This window comes from Caballeronia sp. LZ019, assembly GCF_031450825.1.
Classification (GTDB): Bacteria; Pseudomonadota; Gammaproteobacteria; order Burkholderiales; family Burkholderiaceae; genus Caballeronia.
The window spans coordinates 1,544,869-1,571,379 of record NZ_JARTVZ010000005.1 but is presented as its reverse complement, the minus strand read 5'-3'; the positions used below and the strand labels follow the sequence as shown (position 1 = coordinate 1,571,379).

Sequence of the window (26,511 nt, the reverse complement as noted above, 5' to 3'; positions counted from 1 at the left end):
GACTGAAACATCGTCTGGATTTCCATGAACTCGTTCGTCATGAAGCTGTTCTCGAAGCGTCAGGCCGGCTTGGCGCAATCGTTCGCCATGCCAATGTCGCGCGTTGCCGGTGCGGTGGCGATCGCCATGGCCGCGCTCGCGTTCGCGCCCGCTCATGCACAGGCGCCCGGCGCGACGCCCGTTCCGGGCGACGACGATGCCGCCGCCCAGACCACCGCCGATGCGCTGACCGCACCGGTCAGCGGCGCGGAGCAGCAAGACCTGCCGAACGTCGCGATGTCCAGCCAGATCGTCTTCCAGGTGCTGGCGGCGGAAGTCGCGTTGCAGCGTGGCCAGCCCGCGCCTGCCTATCAGACGTATCTCTCGCTCGCTCGCGACACGCACGATCCGCGCTTCGCCCAGCGCGCGACCGAAATCGCCATCGCCGCGCAAAGCCCCAACGATGCGCTCACGTCCGTGCAGCTCTGGCAGCAGTTCGCGCCGCATTCGGATCGTGCGGCCCAGCTGAGCGCGTCGCTGCTGATCGTGTCCGGCAAGCCGGACGACGCGAAGCCCACGCTGCAGCGCGAACTCGCGAAGGTCGCGCCGCAGCAGCGCGGCGATGCCATTCTCTCGCTGCAGAGCTTGCTCGCGCGAGGCCCGAATCGCGTGGGCGGACTCAATGTGCTGAAGGATCTGATCGCAAACGATCAGGACCGCCCTGAAGCGCAGCTCGCGCTCGCGCGCCAGCAATTACTCGCGGACGATCAGCCGGGCGCGAAGGCATCGCTCGAAAAGGCGTTGCAGCTTCGTCCGGACTATCTGCCGGCGGCGCTGACGCTCGCGCGCATGGGGCCGCAGGAACGCGCGGAAGGTATCGCTTCGTTCGAGAAGTATCTCGACAAGAATCCGAAGTCGCACGATGCGCGGCTCGCACTGGCGCAGTTGTATCTGTCGTCCGACAGACTCGACGACGCGCAGAAGCAGTTCGAGATCATGCGCAAGAACGATTCGAAGGACCTGACGCCGTTGATGGCGCTGGCCCTCATCAACATTCAGAAGAAGCAGTTCGACAAGGCGAAGGACTATCTGAACCAGTATGCGAAGGCCGCCGAGAAGTCGCCGGGCGGCGATCCGGGGCAGGCGTACATCTACCTCGCACAGCTTTCGCTCGAACAGAAGGACGAAGACGCGGCGGGCCAATGGCTCGACAAGATTCCGCGCACGAGCCAGCAGTATCTGCCGGCGCAGGTCACGCGCGCGCAGTTGCTCGCAAGGCAAGGCAAGGTCGACGAAGCGCGTGCGCTGATCGGCAGCCTGCAAAGTTCCGATCCGCGAGAACTCGCGTTGCTTGCCCGCACCGATTCCGCCATCCTGTTCGAAGCGCGCCGCTACAAGGACGCGGAAGAGAATCTGGCAAAGGCCGTCGCCGCGTTCCCCGACGATCCCGACCTCATCTACGACTACGCGATGGCCGCCGAGAAGAACGGTCATTTCGACGTAATGGAAGCGCAGTTGCGCACGCTGATGCGTACGCAACCGACCAATCCGCAAGCGTTCAACGCGCTCGGGTACTCGCTGGTCGATCGCAATCAGCGCCTCGACGAGGCCGTGCAGTTGATCGAGAAGGCAGCCGCGCTTGCGCCGAACGACGCATTCATCATGGACAGCCTGGGCTGGGCGCGCTTCCGACAGGGCAACTCGGCCGAAGCCGAGAAAATCCTCAAGAATGCTTACGATCTTCAGCCGAACGCCGAAATCGGCGCCCACCTCGGCGAAGTGCAGTGGAAGTCCGGGCAGCAGGATCAGGCGCGCGCCACATGGCGTCAGGCGCAAAAGCTCGAACCGGATAACGACACGCTCGTCAAAACGCTAAAACGACTGCAGGTGAACGACCTTTGATGGCATTCGAATTGTTTGCCGGCTCGCGCGTTGATATTGTTCGCCGCGTCGCGCTCGGCTTTGCGGCGACTGCCGCGCTCGCGCTCTCCGGCTGTGCGATGCAGCCGCGCCTGCCGACAACATCGGCAGCATCCACCTCGCTCGCGACGCAGACGAGCCGTGCGTATCACGGCCGCTTCGCGGTGCAGTACAACGACCAGAACGGCGTCCAGCGCAACGCCTACGGCAACTTCGACTGGCAGGAAACGGGCGATACGGTCACGCTTCAGCTGCGCAACCCGCTCGGGCAGACGATGGCGATCGTCACGTCGTCGCCGTCGCTGGCTACGCTCGAATTGCCGAATCGTCAGCCGGTCAATGCGGACAACGTATCGAACCTGATGCAGAACACGCTCGGCTTCGCGCTGCCGGTCGAAGGCTTGCGATACTGGCTGCAGCCCTCCGCTGCGCCGACCTCACGCGCGGAAACCACGCTCGATGCCGAGTCGGCCAATGGTCGTCCTAAGGAAATCAGGCAGGACGGCTGGACAATCGACTATCTGGCCTACGCCGATGCGCCGGCTGCAGGCGTCAAGCGCCTGAATCTCACGCGCAACGAACCGCCGCTCGACATCAAGCTCGTGCTCGATCAATAACGCCCTATTCGCTGCTTTTGCATGTCCTCGACCGAATCGATCCGTGACTGTCTCGCGCCCGCGAAGCTGAACCTGTTTCTACACATCACGGGCCGGCGTCCGGATGGCTATCACTCGTTGCAGACCGTCTTCCAGCTGCTCGACTGGGGCGACGTGCTGCATTTCACCCGCCGCGACGATGGCCAGGTCCTGCGCAAGACGGACGTCCCTGGCGTCGCACAGGACGACGATCTGGTCGTGCGGGCCGCGCGATTGCTCAAGACGCACACGGGAAGCCGTCACGGCGTGGACATCGAGATCGACAAGCGTCTGCCGATGGGCGCGGGCCTCGGCGGAGGCAGTTCCGACGCCGCGACAACTCTTTTAGCGTTGAATCGTCTTTGGGGAGTTGACCTTTCGCGTGAAACTCTGCAGAATCTCGCCCTGCAACTCGGCGCGGACGTGCCGTTTTTTGTCTTCGGGCAAAATGCTTTCGCAGAGGGAGTAGGTGAAACGCTTCAGGCGGTCGAACTGCCAGAACGCTTCTTCCTGGTAGTCACTCCCAATGTTCACGTTCCGACCGCAGCGATTTTTTCGGAAAAGGCCTTGACAAGGAATACCGAAGTCGCCAGAATAACGGACTTTCTTGCACAACAAAGGTCAGACACAAACTGGCCAGACAGCTTCGGTCGAAACGACATGCAGGCTGTAGTTGCAGGGAAGTACGCGGAAGTTGCTAAGGTGCTCGAGTGGTTTTCCAATCTCGCACCGGCGCGAATGACCGGATCTGGAGCAAGCGTGTTTGCTGCTTTCCCCAGCCGAGCACAAGCAGAGATGGCGCAAGCCAAACTGCCGGCAAGCTGGAAGAGTGTGGTAACAGGCAGTCTGGATTCTCATCCTCTCTTCGCTTTCGCGTCATAGGTTTTGTTTTGTCGGGTATGTCCTACACTTCCCGGCAAGATTCAAGTTAAGTGTAGGGGAGTCGCCAAGTTGGTCAAGGCACCGGATTTTGATTCCGGCATGCGAGGGTTCGAGTCCTTCCTCCCCTGCCATTCTTTCTCTAGCATTTCCTCTCGCCTCCAGCCGCAGACAGGTGCACGATGAGCAGTGACGGCCTGATGGTTTTTACTGGCAACGCAAATCCCGCGCTTGCTCAGGAAGTCGTCAAAATCCTTGGAATTCCTCTCGGCAAAGCGATGGTCAGCCGTTTCTCCGACGGCGAGATCATGGTCGAGATTCAGGAAAATGTTCGAGGCAAAGACGTATTCGTTCTTCAGTCCACCTGCGCACCGACGAACGATAACCTGATGGAACTCATGATCATGGTCGATGCGCTCAAGCGCGCATCCGCAGGCCGGATCACCGCAGCCATCCCCTACTTCGGTTATGCGCGTCAGGATCGCCGTCCGCGTTCGGCGCGCGTGGCAATCTCGGCGAAGGTCGTCGCGAACATGCTGGAAATTGCCGGCGTCGATCGCGTCATCACGATGGACCTTCACGCCGACCAGATTCAAGGCTTCTTCGACATTCCCGTCGACAACATCTACGCTACCCCCGTTCTGCTCGGCGACTTGCGCAAGCAGAATCACGACCACCTGCTGGTCGTGTCGCCGGACGTCGGCGGTGTGGTGCGCGCACGTGCGCTCGCCAAGCAGATGAACACCGACCTCGCGATCATCGACAAGCGTCGTCCGAAGGCGAATGTCGCCGAGGTGATGAACGTCATCGGTGAAGTGGAAGGCCGCACCTGCGTCATCATGGACGACATGGTCGATACCGCCGGCACGCTCTGCAAGGCAGCGCAAGTGCTGAAGGATCGCGGCGCCAAGCAGGTTTTCGCTTACGCAACGCACCCCGTTCTCTCGGGCGGCGCGGCGGAGCGCATCACGGCATCGCAACTCGACGAACTCGTCGTGACCGATACCATCCCGCTGTCCGCGGAATCGCTGGCGTGCCCGAAGATCCGGCCGCTGTCGAGCGCGGGCCTGCTCGCGGAGACGTTCTCCCGAATCCGGCGCGGCGACTCGGTCATGTCGCTCTTCGCCGAAGGCTAAAAGTATTGGCAAGGAACGCGAAGCTCGAGCTTCGCGTTGTTGCATAATCGGCGCGAACGGACGAAGGTTCGCGCCGTTTGTCCTGGGATCGCATAATCGACGATCCCAGTTTCCCTGCCTGGTCGCGGGCAGATCAAGGAGTCACACATGAAAGTCGTCGCTTTCGAGCGTAGTCAGCAAGGTACGGGTGCGAGCCGCCGCCTGCGTAACTCGGGCAAGACCCCGGGTATCGTGTACGGTGGTGTTGCGGATGTTCAACTGGTCGAACTGGACCACAACGCCCTGTGGCACGCCCTGAAGAAGGAAGTTTTCCATTCGTCGATTCTCGACCTGGAAGTCGCCGGCAGCACGCAACAAGTCCTGCTGCGCGATGTGCAATATCACCCGTTCAAGCAGCTCGTGCTGCACGTGGACTTCCAGCGCGTCGATGCCACGAAGAAGCTGCACACCAAGGTGCCGCTGCACTTCATGAACCAAGAGACGAACCCGGCTGTGAAGCTGTCGGGCGCTGTCATCTCGCACGTCGCGACGGAACTGGAAGTGGAATGCCTGCCGGGCGATCTGCCTGAGTTCCTGGAAGTCGATCTGGCCAAGATCGAAGCCGGCCAGACGATGCACGCGAAGGACATCGCACTGCCGAAGGGCGTCGCGTTGACCGCGCACGTCGAAGCGGAAAACCCGGTGGTGGCATCGGCGACCGTTCCGGCTGCGAAGCAGGCTGATGCAGCCGCCGACGCTGCTGGCGAAACGCCGGCTGCCTAAGGGCATAGCGGCTTCGCAAGCACGCTGTAGTATCCTCTCGATCCGTTCTCTGGACGGTCAACGTGACCCGCCGGTGTGCAAGCCCCGGCGGGTTTTTTTTTTGTACTCAACGAAGCGGGCGTGCGGCTCGCGATGATCCGACATGATCAAGCTGATCGTTGGCCTCGGTAATCCGGGCGCCGAATACACCGCGACGCGCCATAACGCGGGCTTCTGGTTCGTCGATCAACTCGCGCGCGATGCCGGCGCGACGCTGCGCGATGAGCGGCGCTTTCATGGTCACTACGGCAAAGGACGTCTGCACGGCCACGAGATTCATCTGCTTGAGCCGCAGACGTTCATGAACCGCTCGGGGCAATCGGTGGTTGCCGTCGCGCAATTCTTCAAGATACTGCCCGATGAGATCCTCGTCGCGCACGACGAACTCGATCTTCCGCCAGGCGCCGTCAAGATGAAGCTCGGCGGCGGCAGCGGCGGTCATAACGGGCTGAAGGACATCTCGGCGCACCTGTCGTCGCAACAATACTGGCGCTTGCGGATCGGCATCGGGCATCCGCGCGATCTGATCCCCGAAGGCGCGCGCGCAGGCGCGAAGCCGGATGTCGCGAACTTCGTGTTGAAGCCGCCGCGACGCGAGGAGCAGGATGTCATCGATCAATCGATCGAGCGCGCGCTGGCCGTCATGCCGTTCGTCGTCGCCGGCGAAACAGAACGCGCGATGATGAACCTGCATCGCCATTCCTGACCCACGAACCTGGAGCCGACCGTGAGCCGTTTCTGGAGCGATATCGTTCACCGACTGACGCCCTACGTGCCGGGCGAACAGCCCGCGCTTGCGCATCCGATCAAGCTGAACACGAACGAGAACCCGTATCCGCCGTCGCCGCGCGTGGTCGAGGCCATCGGTCGCGAACTCGGCCAGGATGGCGCGTCGCTGCGCAAATATCCGGACCCGACAGCCCGCGCGCTGCGTGAAGCGGTGGCGGCGCATCACGGATTGCGCATCGAGCAGGTGTTCGCGGGCAACGGTTCCGACGAAGTCCTCGCGCACGCGTTCCAGGCGCTGCTCAAGCACGACAAGCCGATCCGTTTTCCGGATATCACCTATAGCTTTTACCCGGTGTACGCGAAGCTGTATGGAATCGAGTACGAAACCGTTCCGCTCGATGACGACTTCGCCATCGACATCGGTGCCTATCGCGCGCCCAATGGCGGCGTGCTGCTGCCGAATCCGAACGCGCCGACCGGACGGGCGTTGCCGCTTGCGGATATCGAAGCCCTGCTGAAGGCGAACCCGGATGCGCCCGTCATCATCGACGAAGCGTACGTGGATTTCGGCGCCGAGTCCGCTGTAACGCTGGTGAACACGTATCCGAATCTGCTCGTGGTGCAGACGACATCGAAAGCGCGGTCGCTCGCGGGCATGCGTGTCGGCTTTGCTTTTGGCGATACCGCGTTGATCGACGCCCTGACGCGCGTGAAGGACAGCTTCAATTCGTATCCGCTCGACCGCCTCGCGCAAGTGGCGGCGCTCGCGTCATACGAGGACCGGGCGTGGTTCGACGCGAACTGCGCGAAGGTGATGGAGAGCCGGGAACGGCTGATCGCGCGACTGGCGTCGTTGGGCTTCGAATCCGTACCGTCGGCGGCCAACTTCGTGTTCACGAAGCATCCGGCGCACGACGCGGCCGCGCTCGCCGCCGCGCTCAAGCAACGCGAAATCTTCGTGCGTCACTTCTCGTTGCCGCGCATCGATCAGCACTTGCGCGTTTCCATCGGCACGGACGCCGAATGCGATGCGCTCGTCGCGGCTTTAGCGGAAATTCTCGGCGGTTGAGCGCTTGCCGAAGGGCTTACGCGCCCTTCGCCGCCATCAGGGCGTGATACTTCGTGAGCAACTGTTCCGGCGTTTCCACATGCGCGGGATCGCGCGGAATGCACTCCACCGGGCAAACTTGCTGGCATTGCGGTTCGTCGAAATGGCCGACGCATTCCGTGCATTTGTTCGGATCGATCACGTAGATGTCCGTTCCCATCGAAATGGCGTCGTTCGGGCACTCGGGCTCGCACACGTCGCAGTTGATACACTCGTCGGTAATGATCAGGGACATGCTGCTACCGGCTTTCCGTTTAAAAACAAGCGATTATAGCGCCGCCTGGAATTCGGCGTTGGTCCGCTGTCTAGTCTCAAGATCGCCGTTTGGTGGCCGTTACGAGGATTTGAGCCACACCGCCCTTTTCGCGCCTCGATTGCTATGCTTTCTATAGCGATTCGAGCATGCTGATAAGAGAACGCCCGCCTCTTCGAGTGACTTATGCTTCCGCTCGTGGGCCTGCTTGGTTCGATCTCGCTGATTCTCGTATGCGCGACATGTCGTCAGCCTAGCGTGCGGGTTTTCGCGTTCTTCGCGCCGGTTAATCGCAAGCAAAGCTTCACGCCAACCGGTAGCCGGTTCAGATCGTCGGCACGGTGCAGAAAGTTTCCCGAGACGCCTATGCGAATATCTGGATCGATATCGCATCCGGAAACGAAGTCCTTCCCATTCACGCCGTTCTCGACAGAAACTCGCCGACCTCGATAACGCCGGTGAAACAAGGACTCGCCGTGGCAATCGACTGTATCGGCGACGGCATGCAAAGCGGCTCGCCGATGCTCGCGCGATGCATCATCGTGGAACGGTGATTCAGACGCCTCCGCCGCGGGCCGCTGCGCCTCTCGTGACAAGCGCCAGCAGCATTTTCGCGACGTAAAGAACAATGAGCGCGCCGAGAAAATCGCCAATGAACATGACGAAGAAACCCTCGACGAGATGCTGCGACTCGCCACGCAACGCGAACCAGATGTGATGCAGGAGCGGATTAGCGATCGAATAAGCCAGCGCAAGCCGAAGCAGCCGCTGCGCCGTAAGATTCGACAGCGACGCTTTTAATCCGTACCACTCTCTCGCGAGCCGATAAACCGCGTAAGGTGCGACTGTCGCGATGACTCCGCCGGCGAATGCGCGAACCGGATCGTGAGGGAAGAAATAAAAGAAACTGACGAGCCAGCTCGCCAGGAGCAGGCCCAAAGCGCCATCGCCGCCCAGCAGCAGGGTGCTGAGAAGCCTGACGCCCGAAGGCAAATAAATCCAGTTGATGCCTCGCACGAATTCCGTATGCGTGAATATCTCCTGATTCGCCCAGAGCGACAACACGAATACCAGCGCGGTGCCGAGCACCGCGAAGACATGCAAGCGCAGATTGGACATGGTTAGAATGTCAACCACTGGTTGTTCGCCGGATGGCATCCCGGTTCCGGCGGCGCTTACTATCCGGGCCCACACCGGATGACGCACACGCATGATGCGGCCTGCCGATATCTACCTTCGCTTCCTTGAACTTGCCGAGGCTTTGCGCGGCCTGCCGTCGCTACCGGCGCTCGATCCGCCGGAAGAGCGGATGCTCGAATTCGTCGCGCGGATGAATCAGCAAAGCGCGCGCCTTTCCGTGCGGAACATGATGGCGCAAAGCCAGCTCGGCTCGCCCGCGACGATTCACGCCCGCATCACCTCGATGCGCGACAAAGGCTGGATCGTTCTGAGCGCCACCGAGGACACGCGCCGCAAGCAGATCGAATTGACGCCGGGCGCGCTGCGCCACTTCGACAAACTTGCAGAAGCGTTCGTCAGGGCCGCGAACCGGAGCGGCGATCCGACCTGAACGCGCCTCACGGCTCACGGCTCAAGGCTCGCGGCTTACGGCGTCGCAGGATTTTTGGGCAACGCGTCGGCGACCTTGTCCATCAGCCGCTTCTCCACCGATGGAAACACGAACTTGCTGACGTCGCCGCCGAGCTGCGCGATCTCGCGCACGATGGTGCCGGAAATGAACTGGTATTGATCGGACGGCGTCATGAACATCGTCTCGACGTCGGGCAGCAGATAGCGGTTCATCCCGGCCATCTGGAACTCGTACTCGAAATCCGAGACGGCGCGCAGTCCTCGCACGATTACGCGCGCGTTGTTCTTGCGCACGAAATCCTTGAGCAGTCCGGTGAAGCTGCTGACCTGCACGTTCGGATAATGGCCGAGTACGTCATGGGCAATATCCAGGCGCTCCTGCAGCGAGAAAAATGGCTTCTTCGCGCGGCTGTCGGCGACGCCGACGACGAGCGTATCGAATATGCTCGATGCGCGCCGCACGATGTCTTCATGCCCGCGCGTCAGTGGGTCGAACGTTCCCGGGTACACGGCGACAACCATGAGCTCCTCCTCTTGTAATTACCTTGGGGCCGCTGGCTGCGACCATATTCTCCGCGTTTCCCTGGTCGATGCCGGCAACGGCGGGCGCAGTCGCTCCCCGCGCTGCGCCGGATCGGGGAAGGCGCATTATTCCTCATTTTGGCGACGCAGCAAATGATAGCGAACCGCCCCCGCCTTGCCCTCGCGGACGACGCTCCAGCCGGCCAACGCATCGATGTTGTCCGGTAGCAGCGGCTCGCCGCATTCGACGTAAATTGCGCCGTCGCGCGCTGCCAGCCGCGCCGCGAGTTCGAGCGCGCGCGAAAGCAGCGCTTCGTTGCCGAAGGGCGGATCCAGGAAGATCACGTCGAACGAACCCGGCGCGAGACCGGCCGCGAGCCGCAGCGCATCGGCTTCGGCAATTTCGATGTTGCGCGCATCCAGCCGCGCCTGATTCGCTTTCAATTGCGCAGCGGCGCGCCCGCTGCGTTCGACCATCAGCACACGCGACGCGCCGCGCGACGCCGCTTCGAAACCCAGCGCGCCGCTCCCGGCGAAGAGATCGAGGCAGCGTTGCCCGCTGAGATCCTGCCCGAGCCAGTTGAACAGGGTCTCGCGCACGCGATCGGGCGTGGGACGCAGCCCGGCGAGATCGAGCACGGGTAGCGGCGTGCGTTTCCAGTTTCCGCCGATGATGCGGATCGTGTGCGGCTTGCCCCCACGCAACGGCGCGCGGTTCGGGGCGGGGGATGCGGATGAACGTGGTGCGGAAGAACGGGGCATGAGAAGAAGTGGTGATATCGGCGTGCACCGCCTCGCATCGAGCGGCGCGGCACATAATGAAAGCCAACGTTACCACAGGCGGATAGCGCACAAGCGCATCAGGCCGCGCCTGATAAAATAGCCGGCTTCCATCTTCCTGCGCGGGCCGTCGCGCGCCGCGTTCGTTCGAATGGACGCGAGGGCGACGAATGACGCGCGCTCCATCGTCAGAGACCATGTTCAGCTTCTTCAAACGATTCAAAAAGCCGGCTGACGAGCCGCTCGACACGTCTGCCGGGGAAACGCCCGAGGCGACGGAGGACGAAGAAGCGTCCGCGCCCGTCATCGAGGCGGAACTGGACCGCGAACCCGCCGTGGACGCCGCCATCCCGACGGACGCGCCGCCCGCCGCCGATCCCGAACCCGCGCAGGAAACAGCAACGCCCGGCGCGCCTCTCTCTGCCGCCGCTGACGAAGCGCCAAAACCTTACTGGCAAGGCCGCACGCAGTCGCAATGGCTGCGCGGTCCCGAGACGGATGAGGCGAGCGAAGAAATCGTCCCGCCGCCGGAGCCGGATGCAGCCGCGAAAAAATCGTGGCTGTCGCGGCTCAAGAACGGCTTGTCGAAGACGAGTTCGAGCCTGACGGGCATCTTCGTCGGCGCGAAGATCGACGAAGACCTTTACGAAGAGCTCGAAACCGCGCTGCTGATGTCCGACGCCGGCGTCGATGCCACTGAATTCCTCCTCGAATCGCTGCGGGAGAAAGTGCGCACCGAGCGTTTGACGGACGCATCGCAGGTGAAGGCCGCCTTGCGCACGCTGCTCGTGGACCTTTTGCATCCGCTGGAAAAATCGCTGATGCTCGGCCGCGCGCAGCCGCTCGTGATGATGATCGCGGGCGTCAACGGCGTCGGCAAGACGACCAGCATCGGCAAGCTGGCGAAGCATCTGCAGAGCTTCAACCAGTCGGTGCTGCTCGCAGCCGGCGACACCTTCCGCGCCGCCGCCCGCGAACAGTTGACGGTCTGGGGCGAGCGCAACAACGTGACGGTCATCGCGCAGGAAAGCGGCGATGCGGCCGCGGTCATTTTCGACGCCGTCGGCGCGGCGCGCGCCCGGAAGATCGACGTGATGATGGCCGACACCGCCGGCCGTCTGCCGACGCAACTGCATCTGATGGAAGAGTTGCGCAAGGTGCGCCGCGTGATCGCGAAGGCAATGCCGGATGCGCCGCACGAAGTGCTGCTCGTGATCGACGCCAACACGGGACAAAACGCGCTCGCGCAAGTGAAGGCGTTCGACGACGCGCTCGGCCTGACCGGTCTCATCGTGACCAAGCTGGACGGCACGGCGAAGGGCGGCATTCTCGCGGCCATCGCGCGGCAGCGGCCGATCCCCGTGTACTTCATCGGCGTGGGCGAGAAGGTCGAAGACCTGCAGCCCTTCAGCGCGAACGAATTCGCCGACGCGCTGCTCGGCTAAGCGCACAAGCAAGGAACAAAGGGCGTCGTGAAGACGCCCTTTTTCGTTCAACGCATCACGACGAGCGCCGCTGCGATCCACCACATCACGCAGCCCACGGCCACATCCAGCACGCGCCACGACACGTCCTTGCGAAACCACGGCTCCAGCAGGCGCGCGCCGAAGCCGAGCGCGGTGAACCAGACGATCGACGAACACATCGCGCCCGCCGCGAACCACGCATTCCCCGGCCAGCCGTGCTGCGCGCCGATGCCGCCGAGCAACACCACCGTATCGAGATAAACGTGCGGATTCAGCAGCGACAACGCCAGCACGGTCGATGCCGCGCCGAGCGCCGTCTGCGCGTCGCCGTCGGATGCGTCGAGATGCCCGGGACCGCGCCACGCCGCGACGAACGCGCGCAGGCCGTACAGGCAGAGGAACACTGCGCCCGCCCAGCGGATGACGTCCAGCAGAACAGGCGCACGTGCGATCAGCGCGCCCATCCCCCCGACGCCTAAGGCGATCAGCAAGACATCGATGGTTGCGCAGATCACCACGACGATGCCGACGTGCCGCCGCTTCAACCCTTGCCGCAACACGAAGGCGTTCTGCGCGCCGATCGCCATGATGAGGCTCGCGCCAAGCCCGGCGCCCGCCAGATAGCTCGGGAGCGCCCCTGCCGCCACCGCAGGCGTCATTCGGCGTCGGGCTGCTGCGCGGGGGCAGCGCGTTCGAACGCGTCGATCTGATTCGCGTTGCCGGCGATGCGCTCGATCGTCGGATACGGCGCAAGGTCGATGCCGAAGCGGCGCGCGTTGAAGACCTGCGGCACGATGCACAAATCCGCGATGGTCGGCGTGTCGCCGAACGTCAGCTTGCCCACGCGCTTGTCTCCGGCAAGCCGCTTCTCGAGCGATGCGAAGCCTGTCTCCACCCAGTGCCGATACCACGCGTCCTTGGTTTCGTCGGGTACTTTGACCTGATGCTTCAGATACTTGAGCACGCGCAGATTGTCGAGCGGATGAATCTCGCACGCCACCTGCATCGCGACCGAGCGGACGAATGCGCGGTCCGACGGACTACGCGGCAAGAGCGGCGGCTCCGGATGCGTTTCGTCGAGATACTCGATGATTGCGAGGGATTGCGTCAGCACGTCGTCGCCGTCGACGAGCGTCGGCACGATGCCGTCCGGATTCAGCGCGCGATATGCCGGCTTGAGTTGCTGGCCGCCGTCGCGCAGCAGGTGGACGGCTTCGTAGTCGTATCCGAGTCCCTTCAGGTTCAGCGCGATACGCACGCGATATGCCGCCGAGCTGCGAAAGTAGCTGTAGAGCTTCATACGACGCGCACGGAAAATTCGCCGATGCCGTCCACGCCGCCCTTCAGCAGATCGCCCTTGACGACTGCGCCGACGCCTTCGGGCGTGCCGGTGAAAATGAGATCGCCGGGGAAGAGTTCGAAGAGGGTCGACAAATAGGCCACCGTCTCGCCCACGGACCAGATCAGTTGCGAGATGTCCGAGCGCTGCTTTTCTTCACCATTCACGGTCAGCCAGATCGCGCTCTTTTCCAGATGCCCGACCTTCGATACGGGATGGATCGGCCCAAGCGGCGCGGAGCGGTCGAAACCCTTCGCGGTATCCCACGGCCGGCCGAGCTTCTTCGCTTCGGCTTGCAGGTCGCGGCGCGTCATGTCGAGGCCGAGCGCGTAGCCGTAGACGTAGTCGAGCGCGGTGGCGGCGGGGATGTCTTTCCCCTGCTTGCCGATGGCCGCGACCAGTTCCATCTCGAAGTGCACGTTCTTCGTCTGCGACGGATACGGGAATTCGCCCGTGCCGCCCGGCGCGACGTAAAGCACGGCATCGGCGGGCTTGCTGAAGAAGAACGGCGGCTCGCGGTCCGGGTCGTGGCCCATTTCGCGGGCATGCGCTTCGTAGTTACGGCCGACGCAGTAGATGCGGCGCACGGGAAACTGATCGTCCGATCCGACAACCGGCACCGCCACTGCGGGCGCCGGGGGAAACACGTAGCTCATCCTGTTCTCCTGTCGAGAAGGGAGCGGCAAGTCGCGTTCCGCTCCGGTCTCGTGCAATCTGGTTGCTGTTATTCGAATGCCAGCCCGCGAAAACGCAGCCCGCGTGAAGAGCGAGTGTAACGCGCGCTGGAGAATCGTGGCGAGCCTTGCCTGGCGCGAGTCCGAGAGCTTTCGACGGCCCTTCGGGAATCCTTCGGAATGGCGCGCAACCCGTTTCGGCACGCCGGTTTCGCGCCGCCGATCCCGTCGCCGAGGCTTGCCAGCGACGCCCAAATGCGATACCAGTGTCCTTTCCGGACTTTCAACCTAGCGACGGCGACGCTCACGACCCCGGAACTGAACGCCCGTTTGCGCACGCTTCCGATGAACGACACACAAGCCTCTCCTTTCGCCTGCGCACGCTACATCAAGGAAATCGGCCGCGGGCCGAACGGCGCCCGCGCGCTGTCCCACGACGACACCTACTCGCTCTACGAAGCCATGCTCGATGGCCGCGTCTCCGATCTCGAACTCGGCGCGGTGCTGCTTGCCTATCGCGTCAAGGGCGAGACCGCCGCCGAGCTCGCCGCGATGCTCGCGGCCGCGCATCGGTCGTTCGAGCCGCTGCATGTGCAGGAGGGCCGCGATCACGCACGCCCGGTATCGATCCCGAGCTACAACGGCGCGCGCAAGCAGCCGAATCTGACGCCGCTGCTCGCGCTCCTGCTCGCGCGCGAGGGCGTGCCGGTGCTGGTGCACGGCATCGTCAACGACCCGGGGCGCGTAACGAGCGCCGCGATCTTCGCCGAGCTGGGCATCCCGCACGCCGCATCGCCGGATGAAATCGAGGATAGCCTCGCGTCGCGCCGCCTCGCCTTCGCGCCGGTCACTTCGCTTGCGCCGAAGCTCGCGCGGCTGCTCGCGCTCAGGCGAATCATGGGCGTGCGCAATTCGACGCATACGCTCGTCAAGATTCTGCAGCCGTTCGCGGAGCCGGGCTTGCGCCTCGTGAACTACACGCATCCGGAATATCGGGACAGCCTGACCGACCTCTTCACCGATCACCCCGATGCCGCGCAAGGCGGCGCGCTGCTCGCACGCGGCACGGAAGGCGAAGCGGTCGCGGATACGCGCCGGCAAGTGCAGGTCGACTGGTTCCACGACGGCCACGTGGAGACGCTGCTCTCGCCCGAGCGGTCCCAGGCCGATGCGCCCGCCGTCGAGCTGCCCGAATCGCTCGACGCGGCGACCACTGCGCGCTGGATCGAGGACGTGATGCGGGGCGATGTGCCGGTGCCGCCGGCGGTCTTGCGTCAGGTCGAAGTCATCGCGGATGTCGTGCGCAGGCCGGCCTAGCGCCTCGGCAAAATGCAGGACCCGTTTGACACATTCTTCTACGCTGGTTTAAAGTGAGCCAATGAGCTTCACCCAGCCTTCCTCCCTCCGAATTATTTCGGGCCGCCTAGCGCGGCCCCTATCGCTACGTCTAGCGTAAGTCGCGAGACGTAGCGCCGTGCGTCGCCAGGCGCGCGGTCCTGCCAGCAGTTCCCGCAGTTCCTTTCCTCACCACCTGTAGTCGTCAGCTTTTCGTTCGCATATCCCGCGACACGAGAACGCGAGGGTCAAATGCACGCTGCTTCGCGCACGTTCACGTTGGTCGCAGGCGTCACCGTCGCCGGTGCGCAATGGGACCGTGCGCGCGGCGTCGTAAGCCGTGCATCGCGCCGCAGCCGGCCAGCCGCCGGGCACGGTTCCTCTCGCAGGCGCTACGCAGACTGTTCCAAGAGAGACCGACGACCATGATGCCGAACCCCGCCGAGAAATACCGCCCGTTCCCGCAAGTCCGTCTGAATGGCCGACGCTGGCCGAATCGCACGATCGAGAAAGCGCCGGTCTGGATGAGCACCGACCTGCGCGACGGCAATCAGTCGCTGATCGAGCCGATGAGCATCGCTGCGAAGCTCGAGTTCTTCGACATGCTGGTGGCGACGGGTTTCAAGGAGATCGAGGTGGGGTTCCCGTCGGCGTCGCAAACGGACTTCGATTTCGTCCGCAAATTGATCGACGAAAAGCGCATTCCCGACGACGTGACCATCGAAGTGCTCGTGCAGTCGCGTCGCGAACTGATCGAGCGCACGTTCGAGGCGGTCGAAGGCGCGAGCAGGGTCATCGTTCACCTGTATAACGCCATCGCGCCGTCGTTCCGGCGCATCGTGTTCAATCAGTCGAAAGAGGAAGTGAAGGCGCTGGCCGTCGAAGGCACGCGCATCATCAAGGAATGCGCGGCGGCGCGGCCCGGCACGCACTGGGTCTATCAATACTCGCCCGAGACTTTCAGCATGACGGAGCTTTCGTTCGCGCGCGAAGTCTGCGATGCCGTCGCGCAAATGTGGCGCCCGACGCGCGATCACAAGATGATCGTGAATCTGCCGGCGACGGTCGAATCCGCGACGCCCAACGTCTTCGCCGATCAGGTCGAATGGATGGACCGCAACATGGGCTATCGCGACTGCATCGTTCTGTCCGTGCATCCGCATAACGACCGCGGCACGGCGGTCGCGGCGGCGGAACTGGCGATCCTCGCGGGCGCGGATCGCGTCGAAGGCTGTCTCTTCGGCAACGGCGAACGGACGGGCAATGTCGATCTCGTCACGCTCGCGCTCAATCTGTACACGCAGGGCATCGATCCGGGCCTCGATTTCTCCGACATCGACGCGGTGCGGCGCGTCGTCGAGCGATGCAACCAGTTGCCGGTGCATCCGCGCCATCCGTATGCCGGCGATCTCGTCTTCACGGCGTTTTCCGGCTCCCATCAGGATGCGATCCGCAAGGGTTTCGCGCAGCGCGTGCCGGGCAGCGTGTGGGAGGTGCCGTATCTGCCCATCGATCCCGCCGATCTCGGGCGCAGCTACGACGCGGTGATTCGCGTCAACAGCCAGTCCGGCAAGGGCGGCGCAACGTATCTGCTCGAACGCGGCCTGGGCTTCACGCCGCCGCGCCGCGTGCAGATTGAGTTCAGTCATGCCGTGCAGGCCGTCGCCGACCAGTCGGGCGAGGAAATCAGCGGCGACGCGATCTGCGCGCTCTTCAAGCGCGAATACTTCGATGCGGGCGGTGCGGTATCGCGGACGGATGCGTCGACGGTATCGGTCTGCGGGGAACGCGTCGCGATGCCGCCCGCGTCCGGTGCGGCGAGCGAAGAGCATTACGCGCAGGCCGTCGCGTCGGCACTGGGCGTCGGGGCGAGCGTGAACTGGTTTGAATCGACAACCACGGCGAGCGGCGATACGGCCGTGTTCGTCGGCTGCCGCCTCGCCGATGAACCGACGCGCTTCGGCGTCGCGGTGCACGGGAATCCGGCGCTCGCAGTCGTCGATGCCGTCATCAGCGCGGTGAACCGGTCGAGGCGCATCGTGAAGGATGCGCGGCACGACGAGCCGGTGGCAGCGTGAGTGGTGCGGCGCGCGCGGCTATTCCAGCGCCACGCGCGTCGCCTGAAGCGCCAGCATCAGCCATTGACCGTCCGTCTGGACGTGGATGGATGTATAGGCGACCGGATAAAGCAGCGCGCCGTTTTTCGATTCCATTTCGATCAGCGCCCGGCCCGACACGATGCAACTGTCGCGGCCGGCCGCGACCACATCCTGGGACTGGATCTCGATCTGGCGATAACGGCGGCGGCCGGCCGTGATCGCGTCGATGAACTGACGCTTCGTCTCGCGCTTGCCGTTCGTGTGGACATAGCTGGCGTTCTCGGCCAGCAGCGCCTCCAGCGCCGCGCTGTCGCCTTCGACCATCGCGCGGAACCGGTCGCGCTCGAGGCCGCGGATGACCTCAAAGGTTTTTGCGGGCATCTGTCGATTCCCCTCGCCAAGGAACCGATGCGCCGGCGCCTCGTCAGAAGTTGTATTGCAGATATAGCTGGCTGAAATTTATACCAGGATTCGGCTCTTTGATACCGGCGTTCGAGACATGCTGGAAGCGGAAGCCCGCCTGATAGTTCTGCTTCGCGCCGAAGATCGCGCCGACGCCGACCATATCGGCGAACTGGAACGCCGACGACACCGTGAAGTACGGCGTGATGCGCGTGTGCGAGAGCACTCTCACGCCGACGCCCGCCTCGATGAACGGCCGAAAGGTGCCGGAGCTTTTTACGAAGCGCAGGACGGGCGTCACGCCGAATTCCCAGATGTTCGGATTGGTTGCGTAGTCGACGGTCGAATGCCAGTACGCAACGTGCCCTTCACCGAGCAGGGTGAAGTGAAAGCCGCCGATTTCCCACCACGTCAGGCCCGGGTCCCAGACCACGCCGACATCGACCTTGTTGATATCGCGGTCTGTAATGCCGCCGCCGACCTGCAAGCCGAACCGGTCCGCATGCGCCGCAGCCGAAACCAGGCCGAGTGAAAGCGCAATCGCGCCGTGAGACAGCAAACTGCGCCAGAAACCTTTGCTTTTCTGCATGAGCGCCCCATATGAGGGTTGAGGTTCACGTCCGCTTGACGGGATCGGCAGATTGTATGTGGATTGACAAAAATTTGCACAAACCCGGTTTGTCGATCCATTTATTTGAACGATCGCTTTCAGAGACGAATAAATGCGGTAATTAGTAAGTGATCGCCGATTGAATCGGTAATTTCGACGATTTCCCCTTCCTTGCGCCCACTATCAAAGTCACAAACTCGATAGCTTTGGGGAACTCTCACACTGCTCGCCCTTCTAACACTTAGCACTCGCTGAAACGGAGTGCTAATATCGTGTCTGACTTGCCGCCGCCGTCCTGGCAGCGCGCAAATCGTTGAAAAGGAGCTTATGAGCGTGACCAATGCGATGACCCTTCCGAATGTTGTGGGCTCGGCGCCTGCCAAGGCATCTTCGGCAGGCGCGCTGACGTACGCACAGTCGTCCATGTTGACCGGACAGATCGGCAACATCGATTCCTACATACAGGCAGTGAACCGCATTCCGATGCTTTCGCCGGCGGAGGAACGTCAGTACGCAACCGAATTTCGCGAGCACGGCAATCTGAACGCCGCGCGGCAGCTCGTGCTTTCGCACTTGCGCCTCGTGGTGTCTATCGCCCGGAACTATCTGGGCTACGGCTTGCCGCATGCTGATCTGATTCAGGAAGGCAATATCGGTCTGATGAAGGCCGTGAAGCGCTTCGACCCTGAGCAAAACGTGCGCCTCGTGTCGTACGCCATGCACTGGATCAAGGCCGAAATCCACGAGTACATCCTGCGCAACTGGCGCATGGTGAAAGTCGCGACCACCAAGGCGCAGCGCAAGCTGTTCTTCAACTTGCGCAGTCACAAGACCGGACATGGGGCGTTCACCCCGGACGAGATCGAAGGTCTCGCGAGCGAGCTGAACGTGAAGCGCGAGGAAGTCGCGGAGATGGAAACGCGTCTGTCGGGCGGGGATATCGCGCTCGAAGGCCAGGTGGATGACGGCGAGGAAGCGTTCGCGCCTATCGCTTATCTCGCGGACTCGCATAACGAACCGACGAACGTCATCGCCGCGCGCCAGTTCGACAAGCTGCAAAGCGATGGCCTGTCGACCGCGCTGGAGTCGCTGGACGATCGTAGCCGCCGCATCATCAAGGCGCGCTGGCTGGATGTTCAGGACGACGGATCGGGCGGCAAGACGCTGCATGAGCTGGCCGATGAATTCGGCGTGTCGGCGGAGCGCATTCGGCAGATCGAAGCCAGCGCGATGAAGAAGATGCGCTCGGCGCTGCACGACTACGCATAACGCCGCCTTCAGGCTGTAGCGCAAAGCGCGAAGCCCGCTGTCGAAAGACAGCGGGCTTTTTCTTTTTGGCACCGGTTTGCCGGTTAAAAAAACGGCGCTCTGGAAGGGAGCGCCGTTTCTCGAACCAACCGCTTACCGCGTCACGCCGGCATCGGTGCGGCCCCGCCGCCGTTACCGGACAGACGCGTGTTCATCTGCGCGGCATACCGCTGCGCCGCTGTGCCGACGACGATATGGAACGTATCCGCCGACACCCACGCGACATCGAGTTGCGACAGGCGCTGACGATCCACCGCCGACGGATCGCGCACGACGACACGCAGGCGCGTCTGCGCGACGGCATCGAGCGAGACGACATTCGTCGCACCGCCGAACACCGCAATCCAGCGCAGCGGGTCCGGATCGAGCGGGCCGGCGGTCTGGTCCGCCACGCTTGCCGCGCCGACAGGCTGCGCCGGCGCCGACGAAGCCGGCGTCGCACCGCGCGTCGAGGAATGCTCGAGTTCGCCGCGAATCTCGTCCGCGATCAAATCCGCTTCCGGTCCGATGATCACCTGCACGTTGGTCTTGCCGCGCTTCAGCACGCCGCGTGCGCCGATGCTCTTCAACTGCGGCTCGGATACGACTTCCGCATCCACCACCGAGAGACGCAGCCGCGTCGTGCAGGCATCGACGAGCGTCAGGTTAGACGCGCCGCCCAGCGCCGCGATGTACTTGCCTGCGCGCGTGCTGGCCGCAGCCGGCACCGTCTCGCCCGGAACGAAGCCGCCGACAGGCGTCGCATCGGTTTGCGCGTCGGTCGTCGCAGGCTCGCGGCCCGGCGTCGCCATGTTGAACTTGCGGATGAAGAAGCGGAACAGCCCGTAATACACGATGCCGTACACGAGGCCGAGCGGAATCGCCATCCAGCCGCGCTGCGACAGGCCGTAGTTCAGCACGTAGTCGATCGCGCCCGCCGAAAACGTGAAGCCCAGGTGGATGCCGAGCGCCGAGCAAATTGCGAGCGAGAGCCCCGTCAGCACCGCGTGGATGCCGTAGAGCACCGGCGCGAGGAACATGAAGCTGTATTCGATCGGCTCGGTCACGCCCGTGAGGAACGCAGTGAGCGCCATCGAGAACAGCAGGCCGCCGACGACCGCGCGGCGCTCCTTCGGCGCCTCATGGAACATCGCGAGACACGCGGCGGGCAGGCCGAACATCATGATCGGGAAGAAGCCGGTCATGAAACCGCCGGCGGTCTTGTCGCCCGCAAAGAAGCGATGCAGGTCGCCGTGCACCACCGCGCCGCCATCGGCGGGGGTGAACGAGCCGAACACGAACCACGCGAGCGAATTGATGATGTGATGCAGACCCGTCGCCAGCAGGATGCGGTTCAGCACGCCGAATACGAAAGTGCCGAGCGCGCCGGCCGTCGTCAGCCAGTTACCGGCCGTATCGATGCCGAGCTGCACCGGCTTCCACACGAAGCCGAAACCGATGCCGAGCAACAGACACGCAACACCGGTAATGATCGGCACGAAACGCTTCCCGCCGAAGAACGCCAGATATTCGGGCAGCTTGATGTCCTTGAAGCGGTTGTACATGTACCCCGCGACCATCCCCGCGATGATGCCGGACAGCACGCCCATGTTGAGCTTCGCGTCGATGTCCTTCATCACGGCGGTTTCGATCAGATAACCGATCGCGCCGGCGAGACCCGCCGTGCCGTTGTTGTCCTTCGCGAAGCCGACCGCCACGCCGATGGCGAACAGAAGCGGCAGGTTCGAGAAGATGGCGTCGCCAGCGTCGGCGATCATCTTGATGTTGAAGACGTCGGGCTGGCCTAGACGCAGCAGCAGGCCGGCCACCGGTAATACGGCAATCGGCAGCATCAGGGCGCGGCCTAGGCGCTGCATTTTTGCAAACGGGTTAGCGTCCATCGGGTTCTCCAAAAATATAGGTCTTGTCGGTGCTGCTTGGGTTGTAGCCGGGGTTTGAAGCCGTTTAGTCCTGCGGCCAGATTTCGCGGCTGGCCGCTCTTACTGCCTGTGCCGATTCGAGCGCGAGCACGTCTTCCGCGCGCTGACGGCACAGCTGGTAATCGAGATTGCGCACGCGCGCCTTGATGCCGGGGACGGCGGACGGATCGACCGACAATTCCGTCACGCCCAGGCCGACGAGCAGCGGCACCGCGAGCGGATCGCCGCCGAGCGCGCCGCACACGCCGACCCACTTGCCGTGCTTCTCAGCGCCCTGCACCGCCGCCTTGATGAGCCGCAGCACCGCCGGATGCAGGCCGTCCGACTGCGCTGCGAGATCCGGCTGGCAACGGTCCATCGCGAGCGTGTACTGCGTGAGATCGTTGGTGCCGATCGAGAAGAAATCGGCGTACTTCGCGAGTTGATCGGCAAGCATCGCCGCCGACGGCACTTCGATCATCACGCCCACTTCGATGGATTCCGTGCGGCCCGCTTCGCGCGCCAGTTCGTCGATGCGCGCGCGCAGGCGCTGAAGCTCACCGGCGTCGGTGACCATCGGCAGAAGAATGCGCACCGCGCCCGCCGGCTTCACGGCGAGCAGGCCGCGCAACTGGTCATCGAGCAGATCGGGGCGAACCTGCGCGAGACGGATGCCGCGCAGGCCCAGCGCCGGATTTTCTTCGGGCGGCAGCGTCAGGTAATCCACTTCCTTGTCCGCGCCGACATCGAGGGTGCGGATGATGGCCGAGCGCCCGGCGAGCGCGTCGACGATGTCCTGGTAGCTCGACGCGTGCTCCGCTACGGTCGGCGCGGCCTGGCGGTGGATGAACAGCAGTTCCGTGCGCAGCAGGCCGACAGCGTCAGCGCCGTTCTCGACGGCGGCTTTCGCGTCGTCGAGGGTCGCGATATTCGCCGCGATTTCGATGTGTCGCCCGTCCCGCGTCGACGCCGCCTGCTGCGACATCTTGCGGTTCGCCTCGCGCACGCTCGCGAGCCGTTCGCGCTCATGGCGCGCGCGTTCGACATCGAGCGCGGTCGGCGCATGTTCGAGGCGTCCCGCGGATGCGTCAACGACGACTTGCGTGTCTTCGGGAATGGCGTGGAGCGCATCGCCGATGGCGACGAGCGCCGGAATGCCCATCTGACGCGCGATGATCGCCGCATGCGACGTCGCGCCGCCGCGCGACATCACGAGCGCGGTGACCCGCGTGCGGTCGATCGACGACAAATCGGACGGCGTGAATTCGGTGGCGGCCAGCACGGCTTCGTCGGGCAGCGCGCGCGCCGCCGTGTTCGTGAGGCCGAGCGCGCGCAGCACGCGCTTCTCGATATCGCGCAGGTCGGCGGCACGCTCGGCGAGCAGCGCGTCGTTCACGTTGTTCAGCAACGCGATCTGCGCGCGAATCGATTCGCGCCACGCAAAGCCCGCGCTCTTGCCGAGACTGATCAGATCGCGCGCGGCGTCGACGAGCGTCGGGTCTTCGAGCAGCACGCGATGCACGGCGAAAATGCCCGCTTCGCCGACCGCGCCGCGTTGCGAGGCAGTCCGCACCGTGTCCTGAAGTTCGACATCCACTTGTGCGATCGCGCGGTCGAGCGCCCGGCTTTCGGCCGCCGAAGGTCCGCTCGCTTTTTCGTCAGGCACGATCTCCTGATCGTCCCAGCGCACGAGTTTGCCGACGGCAATGCCGGGCGCGGCGCACACGCCGGCCAGCATGTTCGGCGGCAGCGGCTGGGCAGAAGGACGCGCAGTAACCGGCGCCGGCGATTTTTCGCGCGCCGGCGTTTCCTCGACTTCGCCTTGCGCCGCTCGCAGCAACTCGGCGGCGACGGCATCGACCGCTTCTTGCGCCTCTGCGCCCATGCCGACCAGCTCGATGGTCGCGCCTTCGCCCGCGCCGAGACCGAGCAGCCCGACGACGCTTTCCACCGCCGCCTTGCGGCCCTCGTAACGCACCTCGACCCTGGCGTCGAAGCCGCGCGCCGCTTCACGCGCCCGCGCCGCCGGACGCGCATGCAGCCCGCCCGCGTGCGCCAGCGTGACACTGCGCCGCGCTTCATTGACCACGTTCGACGACGACCGCGCCACCTGCGCCGCAGCGCCTTCCTTCGCGCGCAATACGAGCATGCGCTCGCCCGCCTTCACCACGCCGCGACCGGCGCGCTGGATGACGTCGAATGCATCGCCATTGGCGATCGCGATCACGGACACGAGGCTCGGTGCGTGTTGCGCGACGAAATCGGCGTCGAATTCGATCAGCGGCTGTCCGGCGCTCACCGACGCGCCCTGCTCGACCTTCGGCGTGAAGCCCTTGCCGCCCAGTTCGACCGTATCGATGCCGACGTGCACGAGGATTTCCGCGCCCTCGGCCGTCCGCAGCGTGACCGCGTGATGCGTGCGCGCGAGATGCGTGACCGTTCCATCGCACGGCGAAAGCAGCACGTGATCGAGCGGATCGATGCCGATGCCGTCGCCGAACATGCCCTCGGCGAATACGGGATCGGGCACGTCGGCGAGCGGGACGACGGGGCCGGTGAACGGAGCGAGGAGAACGACGTCGCCCGGGTTATCGGTGGATGAATTCAGCAAAGACTGCTCGGCACGGCGCATCGTCTTTCTCACTCAATGGGTTTCGGTGACTTTGTTCAGGTGGCGCGGCGCGTCGGGATTGCGCCCGCGCGCGGCGGCCAGACCGGCGGCCATCACGTAGAACGAAAGGATTGCAGCGATCGGGTCGAGCGCCGGGTGATCGGTGGCGACGAGCGGCAGTTCCGCGCCGGCGACGTCGTCCGGGGCGGCGAGCAGAACGCGGGCGCCGCGTGCGCGCATGTCGGCGGCGAGCTGGATCAGGCCCGCCTGCTCCGGTCCGCGCGGTGCGAACACGAGCAGCGGATAGTCCCGGTCGATGATTTCCATGGGACCATGACGCACTTCGGCGCTCGAGAACGCTTCGGCCTGAATGCCCGAGGTTTCCTTCAGCTTCAGCGCCGCTTCCTGCGCGATGGCGAGACCGAGGCCGCGCCCGATCACGATCATGCGATCGACGTCCTTCAGTTCATCGACGGCGCGCGTCCAGTCGAGCTTGCCCGCGGCGCGCAGCGCATCCGGCAGCGATTTCAGCGCGTTGAGCAATTCGACATCGCGCTGAACGTGCGCGATCACGATCGCCGACAGCGAGAGCATCGCGATATAGCTTTTCGTCGCAGCGACGGACAACTCCGGTCCGGCGAGCAGCGGCAAGTACCATTCGCACGCGGTTTCGAGCGGCGAGCCCGGCACGTTGACGGCTGCGACGGTGAACGCGCCCGCTTCTCGCAGCGCCTGCATCGTGCCGACGAGATCGGGGCTCTTGCCCGACTGGGAGAAGGCCACCGCAAGCTGGCCGGACACGCGCAGCGGCGCTTGCTGCAGCGTGGCGACGGACATCGGCAGCGAGGCGACCGGCACGCCGATGCGGCTCATCGTCAGGCTTGCGAAATAACTGGCGGCGTGGTCCGAACTGCCGCGAGCGACGGTCAACGCGACATGACGCGGCTGCTCCGCGAGCTTCACGGCCAGCGCTTCGATGCGCGAGGTATCGGCGAGTTGCGCCGCGACGACATCCGCGGACTCCAGCGCCTCATTGAGCATATTCGACAAGCGATTCTCCTTCGACATACGTGGCGGTCAGCGCGAAGTCCCGGTCGAGCACGACGAGATCGGCCCATGCGCCACGCGCGATGCGGCCGCGATCTTCGAGCCCGAGGTAATCGGCGGGAAAGCGCGACAAGCGGTTGGAAACGTCCGCGAGCGGAATGCCCAGCGAGACGAGATTGCGCAGCGCCTGATCCATCGTCAGGGTGCTGCCGGCGAGCGTGCCGTCCGCGAGGCGCACGCCGCCCATGCACTTGGTGACGTGCTGGCTGCCGAGGCGATATTCGCCGTCCGGCATGCCCGCCGCCGACGTGCTGTCGGTGACGACGTAGAGACGCGGGATGGCGCGCATCGCGGCGCGGATCGCGCCGGGGTGAACATGCAGCAGGTCGGGAATCAGTTCGGCGTACTCCGCATGCGCAAGCGCCGCGCCGACCATGCCGGGATCGCGATGATGCAGCGGCGACATCGCGTTGAACAAATGCGTGAAGCCGCGCGCGCCGTGTTTGAGCGCGTTGACGGCGTCGTCGTAGGTGCCGAGCGAATGGCCGAGTTGCACGCGCACGCCGCGCGCGGCCATTTCGGCGATGACCTCGAGATGCCCGGAGATTTCCGGCGCGATGGTCACGACGCGGATGGGCGCGAGCTCGAGGAACTTCAGCACTTCGTCGCGCACCGCGACCGCGGCTGCGTCAGGCTGCGCGCCGAGCTTGCCCGGATTGATGTACGGGCCTTCGAGATGCACGCCCAGCACGCGCGCGCCGTTCGCGGCGCGGCATTTCGCGCGTTCGCCGAGGCCCGCGACAACGGCCATCAGTTCGTCGCGCGGCGCGGTCATCGTCGTGGCGAGGAGACTGGTCGTACCGTGTTTCGCGTGCTCGCGGGCGACGGTATCGGCTGCGTCGCCGCCTTCCATGATGTCGCGGCCACCGCCGCCATGCACGTGAAGGTCGATGAAGCCGGGCAGGATGAACGGCGCGTCGTTGGCCGACGGATCGGCGATATGACCTTCGAGCGCCGTCACCCGGCCGTTCTCGAAACGCACGGACCCGTGGATCCAGCCGTCGTTCGTCAGTATGTTTCCTTTCAGCATGAAGTTCTCTGGAAGTACGCTATGCGTGATGAGGTTCCGGGCCGTTCGCGCCATGCTGCGAGCAGGCTGGCTCGCGTGTCGCCCCAATGAGCGCGAGCCGTGCGGACGGCGTCTTTTGTCCTCTTGTTGTCTTCGTTACTCTCTTCGGAATCGATGCAAATTGCGCGATGCCCACCCGCCGGAGGAGAGTCGTCGCGGCAGTCATATCCGCGATTTGCTGCATGACGCCATGCCGTCATCGTTCGGTCCAACCGGCCGCAAAAGTCGAGCTTCGGCGCGCCACTACCGGACACTACCGGC

25 protein-coding genes and 1 tRNA gene are annotated in these 26,511 nt (G+C 64.1%); 13 read left to right on the top strand and 13 right to left on the bottom strand.

The features are described 5' to 3' along the window. Window positions 1–24: 24 nt before the first annotated feature. From P9255_RS20830 to hisC, 8 genes are all read left to right on the top strand, one after another. Entirely contained in the window at window positions 25–1,881 is a 1,857-nt protein-coding gene (locus tag P9255_RS20830; RefSeq protein WP_309763433.1) for a tetratricopeptide repeat protein, read from the top strand. Next, on the top strand, window positions 1,881–2,516 hold the full coding sequence (lolB, locus tag P9255_RS20825) for a lipoprotein insertase outer membrane protein LolB (RefSeq protein WP_309763434.1): 636 nt from the start codon (window positions 1,881–1,883) through the stop codon (window positions 2,514–2,516). The genes P9255_RS20830 and lolB overlap by 1 nt, the downstream gene beginning before the upstream one ends. A 21-nt stretch (window positions 2,517–2,537) precedes the next feature. Beyond that, entirely contained in the window at window positions 2,538–3,416 is an 879-nt protein-coding gene (ispE, locus tag P9255_RS20820) for a 4-(cytidine 5'-diphospho)-2-C-methyl-D-erythritol kinase (RefSeq protein WP_309763435.1), read from the top strand. Between the two features lie 54 nt (window positions 3,417–3,470). Continuing rightward, a tRNA-Gln gene (locus P9255_RS20815) sits at window positions 3,471–3,547 on the top strand. Between the two features lie 48 nt (window positions 3,548–3,595). Beyond that, the gene (locus P9255_RS20810; RefSeq protein WP_040053048.1) at window positions 3,596–4,549 is read left to right on the top strand and encodes a ribose-phosphate pyrophosphokinase; all 954 of its coding nucleotides are present in this window, start codon (window positions 3,596–3,598) and stop codon (window positions 4,547–4,549) included. A gap of 147 nt (window positions 4,550–4,696) precedes the next feature. Continuing rightward, on the top strand, window positions 4,697–5,311 hold the full coding sequence (locus P9255_RS20805) for a 50S ribosomal protein L25/general stress protein Ctc (RefSeq protein WP_309763436.1): 615 nt from the start codon (window positions 4,697–4,699) through the stop codon (window positions 5,309–5,311). A gap of 142 nt (window positions 5,312–5,453) precedes the next feature. Continuing rightward, on the top strand, window positions 5,454–6,056 hold the full coding sequence (pth, locus tag P9255_RS20800) for an aminoacyl-tRNA hydrolase (RefSeq protein ID WP_309763437.1): 603 nt from the start codon (window positions 5,454–5,456) through the stop codon (window positions 6,054–6,056). A 21-nt stretch (window positions 6,057–6,077) separates the two neighbouring features. Next, window positions 6,078–7,148 (top strand): histidinol-phosphate transaminase, encoded by a 1,071-nt coding sequence (hisC, locus tag P9255_RS20795; protein ID WP_309790392.1) that lies wholly within the window; start codon window positions 6,078–6,080, stop codon window positions 7,146–7,148. Between the two features lie 16 nt (window positions 7,149–7,164). Here the strand turns inward: hisC and P9255_RS20790 are convergent, their stop codons facing one another. Then, a complete protein-coding gene (locus P9255_RS20790; protein WP_309763439.1) occupies window positions 7,165–7,422 on the bottom strand; it encodes a YfhL family 4Fe-4S dicluster ferredoxin in 258 nt (85 codons plus the stop codon). A gap of 573 nt (window positions 7,423–7,995) precedes the next feature. Next, window positions 7,996–8,559 carry a hypothetical protein gene (locus P9255_RS20780; protein ID WP_309763440.1) on the bottom strand — a complete coding sequence of 188 codons (564 nt, stop codon included), beginning with the start codon at window positions 8,557–8,559 and terminating at the stop codon, window positions 7,996–7,998. A gap of 91 nt (window positions 8,560–8,650) precedes the next feature. Between P9255_RS20780 and P9255_RS20775 the strand changes: the two genes are divergently transcribed. Beyond that, window positions 8,651–9,010, top strand: coding sequence for a winged helix-turn-helix domain-containing protein (locus tag P9255_RS20775; RefSeq protein WP_309763441.1), 360 nt, complete (start codon window positions 8,651–8,653; stop codon window positions 9,008–9,010). Window positions 9,011–9,045: 35 nt separating this feature from the next. Here the strand turns inward: P9255_RS20775 and coaD are convergent, their stop codons facing one another. Both coaD and rsmD read right to left on the bottom strand, forming a co-directional pair. Continuing rightward, the gene (gene coaD / locus P9255_RS20770; RefSeq protein WP_309790391.1) at window positions 9,046–9,552 is read right to left on the bottom strand and encodes a pantetheine-phosphate adenylyltransferase; all 507 of its coding nucleotides are present in this window, start codon (window positions 9,550–9,552) and stop codon (window positions 9,046–9,048) included. Between the two features lie 126 nt (window positions 9,553–9,678). Further along, on the bottom strand, window positions 9,679–10,314 hold the full coding sequence (gene rsmD, locus P9255_RS20765) for a 16S rRNA (guanine(966)-N(2))-methyltransferase RsmD (RefSeq protein ID WP_309763443.1): 636 nt from the start codon (window positions 10,312–10,314) through the stop codon (window positions 9,679–9,681). Window positions 10,315–10,529: 215 nt separating this feature from the next. Between rsmD and ftsY the strand changes: the two genes are divergently transcribed. Then, on the top strand, window positions 10,530–11,777 hold the full coding sequence (gene ftsY, locus P9255_RS20760) for a signal recognition particle-docking protein FtsY (RefSeq protein WP_309765356.1): 1,248 nt from the start codon (window positions 10,530–10,532) through the stop codon (window positions 11,775–11,777). Between the two features lie 47 nt (window positions 11,778–11,824). On the opposite strand, the gene P9255_RS20755 is transcribed toward ftsY, so the two are convergent. The 3 genes from P9255_RS20755 to P9255_RS20745 are packed head-to-tail and all read right to left on the bottom strand — an operon-like array spanning window position 11,825 to window position 13,793. Continuing rightward, window positions 11,825–12,457 carry a LysE/ArgO family amino acid transporter gene (locus tag P9255_RS20755; protein WP_309763444.1) on the bottom strand — a complete coding sequence of 211 codons (633 nt, stop codon included), beginning with the start codon at window positions 12,455–12,457 and terminating at the stop codon, window positions 11,825–11,827. Next, window positions 12,454–13,098: a maleylacetoacetate isomerase gene (gene maiA, locus P9255_RS20750; protein ID WP_309763445.1), complete on the bottom strand. Its 645-nt coding sequence runs from the start codon at window positions 13,096–13,098 to the stop codon at window positions 12,454–12,456. The genes P9255_RS20755 and maiA overlap by 4 nt, the downstream gene beginning before the upstream one ends. After that, window positions 13,095–13,793: a fumarylacetoacetate hydrolase family protein gene (locus tag P9255_RS20745; protein WP_309763446.1), complete on the bottom strand. Its 699-nt coding sequence runs from the start codon at window positions 13,791–13,793 to the stop codon at window positions 13,095–13,097. The genes maiA and P9255_RS20745 overlap by 4 nt, the downstream gene beginning before the upstream one ends. Window positions 13,794–14,156: 363 nt before the next feature. On the opposite strand from P9255_RS20745, the gene ybiB reads away from it, so the two are divergent. Continuing rightward, window positions 14,157–15,128, top strand: a complete 972-nt coding sequence (gene ybiB / locus P9255_RS20740) for a DNA-binding protein YbiB (RefSeq protein WP_309790390.1) — start codon at window positions 14,157–14,159, stop codon at window positions 15,126–15,128. Between the two features lie 443 nt (window positions 15,129–15,571). Next, the gene (gene leuA, locus P9255_RS20735) at window positions 15,572–17,224 is read left to right on the top strand and encodes a 2-isopropylmalate synthase (RefSeq protein WP_309763449.1); all 1,653 of its coding nucleotides are present in this window, start codon (window positions 15,572–15,574) and stop codon (window positions 17,222–17,224) included. 18 nt (window positions 17,225–17,242) lie between these two features. Here leuA and P9255_RS20730 read toward each other — a convergent pair whose 3' ends face one another. Both P9255_RS20730 and P9255_RS20725 read right to left on the bottom strand, forming a co-directional pair. Further along, window positions 17,243–17,626: a nuclear transport factor 2 family protein gene (locus tag P9255_RS20730; protein WP_309763450.1), complete on the bottom strand. Its 384-nt coding sequence runs from the start codon at window positions 17,624–17,626 to the stop codon at window positions 17,243–17,245. A 43-nt stretch (window positions 17,627–17,669) separates the two neighbouring features. After that, entirely contained in the window at window positions 17,670–18,236 is a 567-nt protein-coding gene (locus P9255_RS20725) for an acyloxyacyl hydrolase (protein ID WP_309763451.1), read from the bottom strand. A gap of 354 nt (window positions 18,237–18,590) precedes the next feature. Between P9255_RS20725 and rpoH the strand changes: the two genes are divergently transcribed. Next, a complete protein-coding gene (gene rpoH / locus P9255_RS20720; RefSeq protein ID WP_309765357.1) occupies window positions 18,591–19,526 on the top strand; it encodes an RNA polymerase sigma factor RpoH in 936 nt (311 codons plus the stop codon). 140 nt (window positions 19,527–19,666) lie between these two features. Here rpoH and nagE read toward each other — a convergent pair whose 3' ends face one another. The 4 genes from nagE to nagA all read right to left on the bottom strand — a co-directional run bounded on the left by nagE (window position 19,667) and on the right by nagA (window position 26,211). Beyond that, on the bottom strand, window positions 19,667–21,445 hold the full coding sequence (nagE, locus tag P9255_RS20715) for an N-acetylglucosamine-specific PTS transporter subunit IIBC (protein WP_309763453.1): 1,779 nt from the start codon (window positions 21,443–21,445) through the stop codon (window positions 19,667–19,669). Between the two features lie 64 nt (window positions 21,446–21,509). Then, window positions 21,510–24,095, bottom strand: coding sequence for a phosphoenolpyruvate--protein phosphotransferase (ptsP, locus tag P9255_RS20710; RefSeq protein ID WP_309765358.1), 2,586 nt, complete (start codon window positions 24,093–24,095; stop codon window positions 21,510–21,512). A gap of 12 nt (window positions 24,096–24,107) precedes the next feature. Then, window positions 24,108–25,115, bottom strand: coding sequence for an SIS domain-containing protein (locus P9255_RS20705; protein WP_309765359.1), 1,008 nt, complete (start codon window positions 25,113–25,115; stop codon window positions 24,108–24,110). Continuing rightward, a complete protein-coding gene (gene nagA / locus P9255_RS20700) occupies window positions 25,105–26,211 on the bottom strand; it encodes an N-acetylglucosamine-6-phosphate deacetylase (RefSeq protein WP_309763454.1) in 1,107 nt (368 codons plus the stop codon). Before nagA ends, P9255_RS20705 begins: the two co-directional genes overlap by 11 nt. Window positions 26,212–26,511: the final 300 nt, after the last annotated feature.